The following is a 14,409-nucleotide window of genomic DNA, read 5'->3' as shown; positions in this document are numbered from 1 at the left end:
CTGGATACCTCCAATTAGATACGTGAATTTACCGAATCCACCCAATATACTTACAAAAGCAAGTGCAGAAAAGACATGGAGAGTGCATTTCACAAAAGCAAGTGAGAAAAGACTTCAAGCGTACATTTCATAAAAGAAGAGGATGAAGATTCATCTGACGAAAGATCAAAAAAAGATCAGGAAATACTGAGAACGGCTTCGTCTAAGGAAACTTCGCCCTCTTTTTTCAAGCTGATTTTCTCGTAATCATCGGTATTGCAAATCAGTACCGGAGTGACTGTGTTCAATCCGGATCCGGTGATCTTGTCCAGATCGACATCCATCAGAAGATCTCCTTTTTTGACCTGATCGCCGGCTGCAACGTGTGCGGTAAACGGTGCGCCCTTTAGTGTAACCGTATCCAGGCCGATGTGGATCAGGATTTCGGTTCCGGAGCTGCTTGTGAGCGTGATGGCATGAAGAGTATCAAATACCATGGCTATTTCACCGTCTGTCGGTGCATAAATTTTTCCCTCAGACGGAATCACTGCAAATCCGTCCCCCAGGATTTTTTCGGAAAAGGTAGGATCCGGGACTTCGGAAAGCGGAACTACTTTTCCTTTGCAAGGTGCGTAAAGAACATTTTCTTTGTTCTTTCCTTTTAGAAAATGAAACATAAAATTGATATCTCCTTTCGAAAATAAGGTGCGATGTTTTTTCGGGATAGGGATCCGAGTTCATCTGTAATTACGTTGAGTGATTTTTTGTGAAAAAATTTGGTGTTTTACCCTTTGATCCGTTCTGTTTGACGTAAAAAGTCAACAAAATGCCGTTGGAAAAGGAAACAGAGTATTTATTAAAAACAAAATTGCATAATTCTGCACGAACTTCTCAATAGATTATATACATAATAACTGATACGTAAGGATTTGTAAATACTTTTTTTGATATTTATGACAAAAGAATCTACTTTCAAAAGGAGAAAAATCGGTAGTTTAACCAACTAATGCGTTACTGCGATAAAAGAAGAATATACACACATTGGGGTCAGACCCCATTACTGTTGTGGGAAACTTTTGGGCGGTTCCTGTTTTTTGGTTTGAAATTCGAAAAATCTTTATACAATCTTAATGCCATGGAAAAGGTATTTATACGTTTTTAAAGCGGAAGTCTCTAAAATAAGGAGGAATCAAAAAGAAGGAGTAAAAAGAGAAATGTGGAGTATAAAACTGCGATACAGGAAACAATGGTCGTCGTTTGAAATTATCATTCTTGGATTTGCGGGGGTAATTCTGGCAGGAGCACTGCTTTTGATGCTTCCTGTGGCTTCGCGGGAAGGAAATGTAACGCCATTTACAGAAACACTGTTTACTGCAACATCAGCCGCCTGTGTGACAGGACTGGCAGTCAGAGATACAGGAAGCTACTGGTCCGTCTTTGGACAGAGCGTGATTTTGCTGCTCATTCAGATCGGTGGTCTTGGTGTGGTTACGATCGCTGTTTCGATTGCGATGCTTTCTGGGAGAAAAATTTCCCTGATGCAGCGAAGCACGATGCAGGATGCGATTTCTGCCCCGAAGGTGGGCGGAATTGTGCGCCTGACGCGTTTTATCCTCAAAGGAACTTTTGGAATTGAACTGTTGGGGGCGTTGTTTCTTCTGCCTGTTTTTTTACGGGATTACGGCGGAAAAGGAATCTGGATGGCGTTGTTTCATTCTGTATCCGCATTCTGCAATGCAGGATTTGATCTTCTTGGAAAAACGGATCATCTGTATCCGTCCCTGACTTCTTATGTGGGAAATCCACTGGTTAATCTTACGATTATGGGGCTGATTGTAATAGGTGGAATCGGATTTCTGACCTGGGATGATATCTATACAAAAAAATACCATTTTCGTCAGTACTGCATGCAAAGCAAGGTGATCCTGCTTACAAGTCTGTTTCTGATTTTTGTTCCGGCGGCTTTCTTTTTCTTCCGGGATTTCGCCGGAATGCCGGTCAAGGAGCGGACGCTCTGCGCATTGTTTCAGTCCGTGACAACAAGAACGGCCGGATTTAATACAGCAGATCTTTCCGGGATGACAGGTGCCTCCCAGGCGATCATGATTGTTCTGATGATGATTGGCGGAGCACCGGGATCAACGGCTGGCGGAATGAAAATTACCACATTTGCCGTGCTGACAGCTAATGCGTCTGCTACGTTCCGTCAGAGAGAGGACACACAGATGTTTGGACGCAGGGTGGGCCAGGAGGTATTAAAAAATGCATCTACGATTCTGATGATGTATCTTTTTCTGGTGCTGATGGGAGGAATGGTGATCAGTGTGGCAGAAAATCTGCCGATTTCTGAGTGTCTGTTTGAGACAGCATCTGCTGTTGGAACGGTTGGCCTGACGCTTGGAATTACGCCGCGGCTCGGTGTTCTTTCGAAAGGAATTCTGATCGCACTGATGTTTCTTGGAAGGGTTGGCGGTCTGACGCTTGTTTATGCTGCGATGCCGGGGAGAAAGAGCGCACATGCAAAAATGCCGCTGGAAAAAATAAATGTAGGATAAGAAGAGAGGAAGAGATGAGATGAAAAATATTTTACTGATTGGAGTAGGAAGATTTGGGAGACATATTGCCATGCATCTGAATCAGCTTGGACATCAGGTGATGGCGGTAGACCGAAATGAGGAACGGATCGACGCCGTGATGCCGTATGTGACAAATGCACAGATCGGTGACAGTGTCAATGCAGACTTTCTGCGATCCCTTGGTGTGGGAAATTATGATGTCTGTATTGTGACGATCGGAAGCAGCTTTCAGGATTCGCTGGAAACCGCGTGTCTTTTGAAGGAGCTGGGCGCAAAATGGGTCGTGTCCCGGGCAGAACGGGATGTACAGGAAAAATTCCTGTTGCGGAACGGAGCGGATCAGGTTGTTTATCCGGAAAAACAGATGGCAAAATGGACAGCGATTCGTTACAGCTCGGATCATGTGTTTGACTATATTGAAATTGACAGTCAGTATGCGATTTTTGAGGTTGAAATCCCGGAGAACTGGATTGGAAAAAATGTCGGCCAGCTGGATATCCGGAAAAAATACGGTATTAATATTCTGGCAACAAGAAAATATGGAAAAACAGATGTTGCGGTGTCTCCTGAGACAGTTCTGGATGGCGATGCTACCATATTGGTTCTTGGTGAATATAAAGCGATCCAGAAATGTTTTCGAATCTGAAAGAGAGGTGATTTCTGTGTTAAGTGTAGGACTGCTCTTCGTTACCCTGGTCGGTTTTTTGTCTGGAGGCGTGCTCGTAGATCAGATAGAGACATTTTTCACGGAAAACAGAAGAGAGGAACCGGAAACGGGACAAAATTTCACAGAAAACAGAAAACAAGAACAGGGAACGGGAGAAAAAAAGATTTCCTGACTATAGCTTTCTCTTCGTTTATGATCTACAATAGGAGGTGGGGTGAGACAGTTGGAAAAAGAAAAACAAAAAAAAGAGCATATCCTGGTGTGTCTGTCCTCTTCGCCATCCAATGAAAAAATTATTCGGACTGCGGCGCAGATGGCACAGGCGTTTCAGGCCGGCTTTACGGCATTGTATGTGCAGACAGCAGAAAAAACAGAAAAAACACCGGAGGATCTGGCAAGGCTGCAGAAGCATGTTCGTCTGGCAGAGCAGAGCGGGGCAGAAATTGTAACGACACACAGTGAGGATATTGCCCTGCAGATTGCAGAATACGCAAGAATTTCCGAGGTGACGCGGATTGTCATTGGAAAGAGCATGATGAAGCAGGGCTATTTCCATCAGCGAAGGGTGTGGACCGAGCGTCTGACGGATCTTGTGCCTGATCTGGAAATTCACATCATTCCAGACTCAGACGTGTACCGGAGATATCAGAAACGAAAAAAATTTCCGGAGTGGATGGAGCTGCCTTCCTGGAAAGAACTGATGCTTACGGTTCTGATTCTGGCTGCTGCGACCGGAATCGGAGAAATCTTTTTTCGGCTCGGTTTTACGGATGCCAATATCATTACCGTATATTTGTTTGGCGTCATGCTGACATCTATTCTGACCAGCGGTTATACCTGTAGTGTGGTCAGCTCTGTGGCAAGTGTTGTCCTGTTTAATTATTTTATGACAGAGCCAAGGCTTTCGTTGTATGCGTATGGTTCCGGCTATCCGGTGACCTTTGCGATCATGCTTGGCACTTCAATCCTGACCAGTACGCTTGCTTCAAAATTGAAAGAAAATGCAAAGCTTTCTGCACGAGATGCCTTTCGAACCAAGATTCTTTTTAATACCAGCCAGCTTCTGCAAAAGGCAGAGGATGCGTCAGAAATTTTTGATATTACGGCAACGCAGCTGATAAAGCTTCTGGGAAGAAATCTGGTTGTGGCGCCGGTAGAAAAAAAGAAAAACGGCATTGTGCAGGGAACTCTTTATAACGCCGAAACAGGAATAAAATCAGAAAAAGTTTTTAATGTGAAAGAACAGGAAATCCTGCAGTGGGTTCTGAAAAACCGGAAACGGGCGGGAGCTATGACAGAACGTTTTTCTGAAGAACCGTATCTGTACCTTTCCATCTATGCGGCACAGAACAGATATGGTGTGATCGGCATTTTCATCGGACAAAAGCCACTGGATGCGTTTGAGAACAGTATCCTGCTTTCTATTCTGGGAGAGTGCGCCATGGCACTGGATCGGGAACAAAGTGCGAGAGAAAAAGAAGAGGCGGCAGTCATGGCGAAAAATGAGCAGCTTCGGGTGAATCTGTTGCGGACGATTTCCCATGATCTGCGCACACCACTGACATCAATTCTCGGCAATGCAGACTCTTTGATCAGTAACTTTGACGCACTGGACGAAGGGATGCGGAAACAGATTTTTTCGGATATTTATGAGGATGCCGGATGGCTGATTGAACTGGTGGAAAATCTGCTTGCGCTTACGAAAATAGAAGATGGAAGTGTAAAACTGCAGTTATCTGATCAGGTGGTTGAGGATGTAGTACGTGAGGCGCTGCGCCATGTAGAACGGCGGAAAAACGAACATAAAATTACGGTGGACTGCGGGGAAGATGTACTGCTCGCCCGCATGGATGCAAAGCTGATAGTACAGGTATTGGTAAACCTGATCAACAATGCAGTAAAATATACACAGACAGGATCCAAGATCCGGATTACAGCCGGAAAAGAAGAAAAAAACGTATGGATTGCGGTGGAGGATAATGGACCCGGCATTCCGGCGGAGTGCAGGGAGCATGTATTTGAAATGTTCTATTCCGGAAAAAATAAGGTGAGTGACAGCCGCAGAAGCCTTGGCCTTGGGCTGGCACTGTGCCGCTCCATTGTAAATGCGCATGGCGGGGAACTGGTGCTTCGTGACTGCGCTCCGCACGGCTGTCATTTTCGTTTTACGCTGCCGCTCAGTGAGGTGAATTTAAATGAATAAGACATTGATACTGGTCGTGGAAGACGATACGCCGGTCCACAACCTGATTACGACAACACTGAAAACACACGATTATAAATAACCACATTGGGGTCAGACCCCATTACTGTTTAGAAATTTTGTTCTTGCTTTGGCAATTCTGACACTGCAGACTGTGCTGAATGACAATATCAAAACGGCAGAAGATGTTGAAACTTATCTGGGTCTTAACACCCTGGTCGTTGTTCCGGATTTTGGAAGCAAAAAGAAATCCAGAAGACGAAGAAAAGACTGAACATAAACACAGAAAATTAAAAAGGAGCATCTCCGGTTTCGAACTTGAAACCTGGAGATGCTCCTTTTTCGTATGCTGCAGAATGAAAAATTATTTTCCCGCCACCGTCACATCCCGCAGCAGTACCGCACACGGTACCACGCGGTTGTTTATCTGCTGTGTCTCTTTCGAGAAAGTCAGATTTTTCAGCACATCGTCATAACGGGCGGAAAGTGATCCGCTGGTTGTCGGATGGGAGGTGGTTCCGTCGCTCTCATACGCGAGCCGGATCTCACCGCCGCAGGTGCCGCTTACGGCATCCATATCAAACGCACTGAAATCGGTGATTTCTATATGCGGCATGCTGCGCAGCTCGTCGAGTGTTTTCGAACCGCCTTCAACTACCATGTTATTCATGGAAGTAGTATCCTTCATGCCGATATAATGGGCATGCTGAAGGCTGCCCCAGTAGGAGCGGCAGATGCCGTTTTCAAACAGAACGCGCTCGGCTACCGGCATACCGGTTTCGTCGTACGGCGCGTTTTTGGCAGAGCCGTCGAGCGTCGGCACGAGGCGGATATTCAGCGGATCGGCATCTGCGCCGGTGATGGCTTCGCCGATTTTTGCTTTTGCAACGCCCATATACTGATAAGAAGCGTTGGTATGCATGGCAAAATACTGGAAGAAACTGCCGACGGCATTTCCGGTCAGGAGAACATCAGCATGCTCATTCTGGCGGGTCGGAACAGCATTCAGACGCTGGCGGCCGGTGTGGAACATTCCGCGCACTTCGGCGATGATCTTCTCGGCAGATTTGTCGGAGAAGCGGAGATCCTTGTAGATCTCAATCTCATGATCATCCTTGCGGGAGTTTGTGACAACCTCGATCTCGCAGTCAAAGCCGGAGAAGGTGACATCGACACCGCGGGAATTGCGGATGTGTGTCTGCTTCTGGTTGACGAAAATCTCATATGAGTTTACACGGGAATCCTCTTCCGCCTTGATTTCCTGCATAGCCTGCACCAGTTTTACGAGTTCAGCGGTAAGATCGCGGGAAGCATCAGCCGTGTCGGCGCTTGCCTGGGCATCCGATGGCTCTGCAACAGGGTACCATGGGTTCTGCACAAACTGTGCGGCGAACAGCGCCTGGTCAGTTTCCTGCTTCATTTCTTCGCGGGAAATGCCCTGGTGGATCTCTTTTTCTGCGCTTCCGCGGAATTTTCCATCCTCACTGTCGACAAAGACGGTCAGAAACGTATGAGTTACTTTTTTCGCGCGGCTCATGTCGAGCTTCTGACCGATGAAAAATGCCTCGCGGGATTCGGTCTGCTCTTCGCGGATCAGAAAGTCGCTGGCTTTGCTTGCTTTTAATACATCGTATAATTCGTTCATCAGCCTAACCTCACTTTACATTTCAGATACGGGCCGCCATCGCTGACTTTGACCCATTCTTTGTGACCTTTTCCGCACATGCCGGAGCCGAAGAGCTCTTCTTTGTCGGAAACCATGGAGATGCTCTTTAAGAGATCCGGAACGTAGCCGGTCAGGGTGACAGGAGATACGACTTTTCCGGTCAGCTTACCATCTTTGATCTCGCGGCCGAGTCCGACCATGCACTGGATGCCCCAGTGTTTCGGGTCTTCCATACCGGACTGAACGCTTTCGAGAAGATAGCCGTGCTCAATCGAAGCGATCATATCATCGAGTTTGTCTGTGCCTGCGGTGAAGTAGGTGTTGGTCATACGGGAGTAGACTTTGCGCTCGAAGCTCTCGCGTTTTCCGTTTCCGGTCGGCGTGGTGCCAAGGCGGAGTGCGCTTACGAGATCGCTGATGCCGGTAACGAGTGTACCGTGGTCGATGACCGTGGTGTCGGTGCCGAGCGTTCCCTCATCATCAAAAAGATAACTGCTGACCTGCTGTGCGCCGACTGCTCCGTCGTGCATGGAGGAGAGCTGGGAGGCAACAGGCTTGCCGATATACTCTTTGGCGAGTGCGCGGTCTTTGACAAACATATCCATCTCGACACCGTGGCCGAATGCCTCGTGTGCAATCACGCCGGTGACATCCGGTGCGGTGATGACATCGTACATGCCAGGGGTGACCGGATCGGAGTGGAGCTTGTCGTACAGAACGGCGATGATTTCCTCAACAATCGCATCCATCTCATTTAAGATTTCCACGCCTTTCAGGCCGGAGCAGGAACGGTACGACATATTCTGTTTTCCGTTTTCTGTGCCGATTGCGGAAAGGGAGCCCTCCGAGAAAGCGTAGGACTGCATCAGATCCTTTTTGGAGGAGAGGAACAGCTTGTTGACACGGGCAAAGCTGACGGTACTCTGGAATTCCAGAATTCCTTCATGGGCAGCGCCGGCGTTGCAGAGTTTCCGAAGGTGGGAGAGAATCTCCTCTGCGGAGACGGTCTCTGGGTCAATCTCGATTTCATTCTGCATCGTTTTTGCGATGGCTTCTTCCTGCACGAGAGGAGACTCCATCTGCGCAATGCCGAGTGCCTTTAATGCCTGAAATTCGGATTTCAGCGCGGAAGTAATTTCCTCCGCAAGATCTGCGGCATCGGTGAGGTTGTTGAAGGAATATTCGGTGTAGGAACCGTCCTGCCATGCACGGACAACGAAGCCGCGTTCACAGAAGTGATAATCGCCGACGGTGGTCTGATGCATGCTGACGCGGTAGGTCGTACCTTTGACATCGGTGCAGAGCACGCTGACATAATCGAATTCGCGCTCGAGCAGACGGATCAGTTCCTGAATCTGTGGTTTGATTTCCACAAGATAGGATGACATTGGAACCTGCATAAGTTTGGTGTCCTTTCTGGAGCCTGCCGGAGTGTTCGATAGAGAACCTGCGCCGGGGCTCAAAATAATAGAATCCGGAAAAAATAGTTTCGAAAAAATCCCGAACATAGTTTCATTATAGAAGTGGGAAATGGAAAAAGCAATAAAAAAAGGTTGACAAAATGAATTTTGATGATATACTTTGAATATCAAAACATTTGAAAAGAAAAATGTTTGAGAATGAAATAAGCAAGAGGACAGTAAGGTGAAAAACGGCAGAATTGCGGGAACCGGTTCGTATGTACCGGAGACGATATGGAAAAATGAAGATCTGGAAAAGATGGTGGATACGAGCGATATCTGGATCCGGGAGCGGACGGGAATCGGTGCGCGCCACATAGCCGGGGAGGAGACGGTTGCCCAAATGGCAGTAAAGGCGGCGAGAAGAGCGCTGGAAAATGCCGGGATCTGTTCGACAGAACTGGATCTGATTCTTGTCGGAACCTCCTCGTCGGAGAGCATCTTTCCGAATACCGCCTGTCTTGTGCAGGATGAAATCGGTGCCTTCCGTGCCGCCTGTCTCGATGTCAGCGCCGCCTGCACCGGATTTCTTGCGGTGTATGAGCTGGGCCAGCTGTATATCCGGAGCGGCAAGGCAAAAAACGTGCTGCTGATCGGCGCGGATGCCCTGAGCCGCCTGGTGGACTGGAGTGACCGCGGAACCTGCATTCTGTTCGGGGACGGCGCGGGAGCCGTTGTGCTGACGGCAGAGGAGCAGGAGACAAAAGCGTGCGAAAAGATCCATTCTGATGGAGAAAAAGGCGTGTCGCTGACCTGCGAAAAGGGAACGTATCTGCAGATGGACGGCCGTGCCGTGTTCCAGTTTGCTTTATCCCGCGTGCCGGAAGTCATCCGCGAGGTGCTCGCGGAAGCCGACATGGCGGTCGAAGAGATTGATGCGTTTATCCTTCATCAGGCAAACAGCCGCATCATCGACGGCGTGGCAAAACGACTGAAAGCACCGAAAGAAAAATTTCCGCGGAATATCGAAGCATACGGCAATACATGTGCGGCGAGCATTCCGATTCTGCTGGATGAGTGGAACCGGTCCGGCAGAGCCAAAAAAGGACAGAGAATCGTTCTCTCCGGTTTCGGAGCAGGACTGATCTGGGGCGCGGCGTACCTGGAATGGTAAGAAACGCCCATATAAAATAAGAAGAATAAGAAAAAAAGTGAGGACAAAAACATGTTAGAAAAAGTAAAAGAAACCGTAGCAGAAGCACTGGGAGCAGACATTGATACCATCACAGCGGAGACTTCCTTCAAAGAGGATCTCGGAGCAGATTCCCTGGATCTGTTTGAAATGGTCATGTCCCTCGAGGACACCTGCGGCGTGGAAATCCCGACCGAGGATCTGGAAACGATGGTAACTGTCGGTGATGTTGCAGAGTATCTGGAGCAGCACAAAAACTAAGAAAGATCGGGAAGCAGGAGGAAGCGATTCATGATCACAGAAGTGACAAAATTACTCGGGATTCAGTATCCAGTCATTCAGGGCGGCATGGCCTGGGTGGCGGAGCATCATCTGGCAGCGGCAGTTTCCGAGGCCGGCGGCCTTGGCCTCATCGGAGCATCGGCGGCACCGGCAGAGTGGGTTCGGAATGAAATCCGCGAAGCAAAAAAACTGACGGACAAACCGTTCGGCGTCAACATCATGCTGATGAGCCCGTATGCGGATGAGGTGGCAAAAGTGGTTGCCGAGGAAGGCGTAAAAGTCGTTACGACGGGCGCAGGAAATCCGGAGAAATATATGGAACTGTGGAAAAACGCTGGTATCCGCGTCATCCCGGTGGTCGCTTCCGTGGCTCTTGCAAGACGAATGGAGCGCGCAGGCGCAGATGCCGTTGTGGCAGAAGGATGTGAGTCCGGCGGCCATATCGGCGAGACGACAACGATGGCACTCGTTCCGCAGGTGGCAGATGCCGTAAAAATTCCAGTCATTGCGGCCGGTGGAATTGCGGACGGACGCGGCATGGCAGCAGCCTTTATGCTGGGTGCCGAGGCGGTTCAGATGGGAACGCGTTTTGTCGCTTCGAAAGAGGCCGTTGTGCATGAAAATTACAAGCAGCTGGTGATCAAGGCGAAAGATATTGATACCCGCGTGACAGGCCGCACAACCGGTCATCCGGTGCGGGCGATCCGAAATGAGATGACACGCCATTATCTGGAACTGGAAAAAGAGGGAGCTCCGTTCGAAGAGCTGGAAAAACTGACGCTCGGCGGTCTTCGAAGAGCCGTTGTGGACGGCGATGTCAAAACCGGAAGCGTGATGTCCGGTCAGATTGCAGGTATGGTAAAAGACGAGAAAAGCTGCAAAGAAATCATAGAGCAGATGATGAATGAGATGGAAGAACTTCTGAAAGGAGCACCGGCGCGGTTATGAGTAAAACAGCATTTATGTTTCCTGGACAGGGTTCCCAGTGTGTCGGCATGGGCGCGGATTTTTATGAAGCATGTCCGAAAGCGAGAGCCGTCTACGATATGGCATCCGAGCTGATCGGGATTGATATGAAAAGACTCTGTTTTGAGGAAAATGAACATCTGGATCAGACAGAGTTTACCCAGATTGCACTGCTGACAACCGGAATGGCGATGGAGCAGTCCATCCGGGCGTGCGGCCTTACGCCGGATGTGACAGCGGGCCTCAGCCTTGGCGAGTACAACGCGATTGTGTCCGCCGGCGGTATGGAAATGGCGGATGCGATGAAGGTCGTCCGCAGAAGAGGCATCCTGATGGAGGAGGCCGTTCCGGCAGGCGAGGGCGCGATGGCGGCGGTGCTCGGCATGGAAGCTGCAAAAATCGAAGAGATTTTGAGCGGGATTTCCGGCGCCTACATTGCCAATTACAACTGCCCGGGTCAGATTGTCATCACCGGATATGAGGCGGCAGTGGCAGAGGCTTCGGAAAAGTTAAAAGAAGCAGGCGCAAAGCGGGTACTTCCGCTGAACGTAAGCGGCCCGTTCCATTCCCCGATGATGGAATCCGCATCCAAGGGACTGACGGAGGCGCTCGAGGGTGTCGGTTTTATGGAACTCGCGATTCCGTATGTAACGAATGTAACCGGTCAGTATGTGCGTGACATTGCACTGACACGCGGCCTTCTGATCCAGCAGGTGGCATCCGGTGTGCGGTGGCAGCAGAGCATCGAGGCAATGATTGCGGACGGCGTTGATACCTTCGTGGAGATCGGACCGGGAAGAACACTGACCGGCTTTTTAAGAAAAATCAACCGGGATGTAAAAGGTTACAATATCCGCAACTATGAGGAAATGCATCAGGTGTGCGAAACTTTATTATAGATAGTGGATTATGCAGCAGGAGAATGAGATGTTAAGTGGAAAAACAGCAGTAGTAACGGGCGCATCCCGCGGAATCGGGCGTGCGATTGCAGAAAAACTGGCGGCGGAGGGAGCCTTTGTTGTCATCAATTACAATGGTTCAAAAGAGGCGGCCGAAACCGTGCTTGCGGGAATCCGCGCGGCAGGAGGAGACGGCTGCGTGATGCAGTGCAATGTATCGGATTTTGCGGCGTGTGAAGCGTGGATGAAGGAAATTCTTGCTTTGTATGGGAAAATCGATATTCTGGTTAACAACGCGGGCATCACAAAGGACGGCCTTCTGATGGGCATGTCGGAGGAAGCCTTCGACCGTGTCATTGAGACAAACCTCAAGGGAACGTTCAACTGCATCCGCTTTGCGGCACGGCCGATGATCCGTCAGAAGAGCGGCTGCATCATCAACATGGCTTCTGTGGTCGGCGTGGCAGGAAACGCCGGACAGGCAAATTATGCGGCATCGAAAGCAGGTGTGATCGGCCTGACGAAAACAGCGGCACGGGAACTGGCATCCCGCGGCATCCGCGTCAATGCGATTGCGCCGGGCTTTATTGAGACCGATATGACGGAGGTTCTTTCGGATAAAGTGAAAGAAGCATCCGTATCCCAGATTCCGCTTGGCCATTTCGGAAAGCCGGAGGATGTGGCAAACCTGGCCGCATTTCTGGCATCCGAAGCGGCAGCTTACATCACCGGACAGGTGATTCACTGCGACGGCGGCATGGTGATCTAAGAAAAGGAGAGTTGGAATGAAGAGAAGAGTAGTCATCACAGGGCTGGGTGCGGTAACCCCGATTGGAAATACCGTGGAGGAATTCTGGAACGGCGTCCGCAAGGGAGCCTGCGGAATCGGAACGATTACGAAATTTGATACAGCAGAATATAAAGTACATCTGGCAGGCGAGGTCAAAGGCTTCGTGGCAAAAGAGCGCATGGATTTCAAAGCGGCAAGACGAATGGGAACCTTTTCCCAGTATGCCGTTGCAGCAGCAAAAGAAGCGTTTGCAGATGCCGGCATTTCCATGGAGAATGAAGATCCGTTCCGCGTCGGCGTTCTGGTGGGCTCCGGCGTCGGTGATCTGAATGCATGCGAACAGGCGAAAGCCAAAATTGATGCCGGAAATCCGTCCCGCGTCAACCCGTTTACCGTTCCGGTGATGATTGCGAACATGGCGGCGGGAAACGTTGCGATTGCACTCGGCGCGAAAGGAAAATGTACCAGCGTGGTGACGGCGTGTGCGACAGGAACGCACTGCATTGGCGATGCCTTCCGCGCAATTCAGTACAACGACGCGGACATCTGTGTGGCAGGCGGCGCGGAGAGCGCAATTACGCCGGTCGGCGTGGCAGGCTTTTCGGCACTGACCGCACTTTCCGAGTCGGAAGATCCGCTGCGGGCTTCGATTCCGTTTGATAAGGACCGGAACGGTTTCGTCATGGGCGAGGGCGCCGGCATTCTCGTACTTGAGGAGCTGGAGCACGCGAAACAGCGCGGCGCGAAGATCTATGCAGAGGTAGTCGGATACGGCGCAACCTGCGATGCGTACCACATTACTTCTCCATTGGAAGATGGAAGCGGTGCGGCACGTGCGATGGAGCTTGCGATGGAAGAAGCGGGAGTAAAACCGGAAGAAGTTACTTATATTAATGCACACGGAACGTCCACACATCACAACGATCTGTTTGAAACGCGTGCGATCCGGAAAGCCTTCGGTGATGCGGCAGACCATGTGCTGGTCAACTCGACGAAATCGATGGTCGGTCATCTGCTCGGCGCGGCAGGCGGTGTGGAAGCTGTTGTCTGTGCGAAATCCATTCAGGACGGCTTCGTGCATCAGACGATTGGAACAAAGGAAGCAGATGCGGAATGCGATCTGAATTACTGCATCGGCGCTCCGGTGGAAACCGATGTGAAACTGGCAATGAGCAATTCCCTTGGTTTTGGCGGCCACAATGCGGTGCTGCTGTTTCAGAAATATGAATAAAGCGGCATCGTGTTCCGGTGCAGAAAGGAAAATAAGATGGAATTAGATCAGATTTTACAGTTGATTGATAAAGTTTCGGATTCTTCGCTGACCGCGTTTGATTACGAGGCTGATGGGATCAAGATTGCCATGGAGCATGGAAAAGCAGCTCCGGTGCAGGTGCAGATGAGCGGGGTTCCATCCGGTGCCGGTCTGCAGATGGCAGAGATGATGGGCGGAGCAAATGGCGTGACAGCGAAAGAAGCAGCCATGCCGGAGAGAAAAGAAACGGCAGGAAAAAGTACAGCGGCTGAGGATCACAGTGAAGCAGAAGAAGGCGTTTTTGTGACATCCCCGCTGGTCGGAACGTTTTATACAGCTCCGGCAGAGGATGCCGAGCCGTTTGTGAAGGTTGGCGACACCGTGAAAAAGGGACAGGTTGTAGCGATTGTGGAGGCCATGAAGCTGATGAATGAGATTGAGAGCGAAGTGGACGGCGTGATTGCGGAGGTTCTGGTGAAAAACGGCGAGATGGTTGATTACGGAAAACCGCTGTTCCGGGTAAAAGCGTAAAGCCGG

Annotated in this window: 13 protein-coding genes and 1 pseudogene; 11 read left to right on the top strand and 3 right to left on the bottom strand. The window is 49.9% G+C overall.

Annotation, left to right across the window (positions count from 1 at the left end; translation table 11 throughout):
* Positions 1 to 176: 176 nt before the first annotated feature.
* Positions 177 to 656 (bottom strand): PTS sugar transporter subunit IIA, encoded by a 480-nt coding sequence (locus DW642_RS05610; protein WP_117509547.1) that lies wholly within the window; start codon positions 654 to 656, stop codon positions 177 to 179.
* Between the two features lie 537 nt (positions 657 to 1,193).
* Between DW642_RS05610 and DW642_RS05605 the strand changes: the two genes are divergently transcribed.
* From DW642_RS05605 to DW642_RS16635, 4 genes and pseudogenes are all read left to right on the top strand, one after another.
* Positions 1,194 to 2,534 carry a TrkH family potassium uptake protein gene (locus DW642_RS05605; protein WP_055227415.1) on the top strand — a complete coding sequence of 447 codons (1,341 nt, stop codon included), beginning with the start codon at positions 1,194 to 1,196 and terminating at the stop codon, positions 2,532 to 2,534.
* A gap of 19 nt (positions 2,535 to 2,553) precedes the next feature.
* A complete protein-coding gene (locus DW642_RS05600) occupies positions 2,554 to 3,201 on the top strand; it encodes a potassium channel family protein (protein WP_022462603.1) in 648 nt (215 codons plus the stop codon).
* A 235-nt stretch (positions 3,202 to 3,436) separates the two neighbouring features.
* Positions 3,437 to 5,425: a DUF4118 domain-containing protein gene (locus tag DW642_RS05595; RefSeq protein ID WP_117509546.1), complete on the top strand. Its 1,989-nt coding sequence runs from the start codon at positions 3,437 to 3,439 to the stop codon at positions 5,423 to 5,425.
* Positions 5,418 to 5,504: pseudogene (locus DW642_RS16635) on the top strand (DNA-binding response regulator); the annotation flags it as partial. The gene DW642_RS05595 and the pseudogene DW642_RS16635, both read left to right, overlap by 8 nt.
* A gap of 285 nt (positions 5,505 to 5,789) precedes the next feature.
* On the opposite strand, the gene DW642_RS05585 reads toward DW642_RS16635, so the two are convergent.
* Together DW642_RS05585 and DW642_RS05580 are read right to left on the bottom strand one after the other, a co-directional pair.
* Complete coding sequence (locus DW642_RS05585) at positions 5,790 to 7,070, bottom strand: metallopeptidase TldD-related protein (RefSeq protein ID WP_117509545.1); 1,281 nt, start codon at positions 7,068 to 7,070, stop codon at positions 5,790 to 5,792.
* Positions 7,070 to 8,491 carry a TldD/PmbA family protein gene (locus DW642_RS05580; RefSeq protein WP_117509544.1) on the bottom strand — a complete coding sequence of 474 codons (1,422 nt, stop codon included), beginning with the start codon at positions 8,489 to 8,491 and terminating at the stop codon, positions 7,070 to 7,072. Before DW642_RS05580 ends, DW642_RS05585 begins: the two co-directional genes overlap by 1 nt.
* A 244-nt stretch (positions 8,492 to 8,735) precedes the next feature.
* Between DW642_RS05580 and DW642_RS05575 the strand changes: the two genes are divergently transcribed.
* Genes DW642_RS05575 through accB form a run of 7 tightly spaced genes read left to right on the top strand, consistent with a single transcriptional unit; the run spans position 8,736 to position 14,403 of the window.
* Complete coding sequence (locus tag DW642_RS05575; RefSeq protein ID WP_117509543.1) at positions 8,736 to 9,665, top strand: beta-ketoacyl-ACP synthase III; 930 nt, start codon at positions 8,736 to 8,738, stop codon at positions 9,663 to 9,665.
* Positions 9,666 to 9,716: 51 nt separating this feature from the next.
* Entirely contained in the window at positions 9,717 to 9,944 is a 228-nt protein-coding gene (gene acpP / locus DW642_RS05570; RefSeq protein ID WP_022462597.1) for an acyl carrier protein, read from the top strand.
* 30 nt (positions 9,945 to 9,974) lie between these two features.
* Positions 9,975 to 10,913 (top strand): enoyl-[acyl-carrier-protein] reductase FabK, encoded by a 939-nt coding sequence (gene fabK / locus DW642_RS05565; RefSeq protein ID WP_022462596.1) that lies wholly within the window; start codon positions 9,975 to 9,977, stop codon positions 10,911 to 10,913.
* Positions 10,910 to 11,830 (top strand): ACP S-malonyltransferase, encoded by a 921-nt coding sequence (gene fabD / locus DW642_RS05560; protein ID WP_117509542.1) that lies wholly within the window; start codon positions 10,910 to 10,912, stop codon positions 11,828 to 11,830. The genes fabK and fabD overlap by 4 nt, the downstream gene beginning before the upstream one ends.
* Before the next feature lie 28 nt (positions 11,831 to 11,858).
* Entirely contained in the window at positions 11,859 to 12,599 is a 741-nt protein-coding gene (gene fabG / locus DW642_RS05555; protein ID WP_022462594.1) for a 3-oxoacyl-[acyl-carrier-protein] reductase, read from the top strand.
* Between the two features lie 16 nt (positions 12,600 to 12,615).
* Positions 12,616 to 13,851, top strand: coding sequence for a beta-ketoacyl-ACP synthase II (gene fabF / locus DW642_RS05550; RefSeq protein WP_055227403.1), 1,236 nt, complete (start codon positions 12,616 to 12,618; stop codon positions 13,849 to 13,851).
* A 36-nt stretch (positions 13,852 to 13,887) separates the two neighbouring features.
* Positions 13,888 to 14,403: an acetyl-CoA carboxylase biotin carboxyl carrier protein gene (accB, locus tag DW642_RS05545; protein WP_055218562.1), complete on the top strand. Its 516-nt coding sequence runs from the start codon at positions 13,888 to 13,890 to the stop codon at positions 14,401 to 14,403.
* The last annotated feature ends 6 nt before the right edge of the window (positions 14,404 to 14,409 follow it).

It is taken from the genome of Blautia sp. AM23-13AC (assembly GCF_003435675.1).
In the GTDB taxonomy this organism is placed as follows: Bacteria; Bacillota; Clostridia; order Lachnospirales; family Lachnospiraceae; genus Fusicatenibacter; species Fusicatenibacter saccharivorans.
The sequence above is the reverse complement of the archived record's forward strand: the minus strand, read 5'-3'. Positions and strand labels throughout refer to the sequence as shown.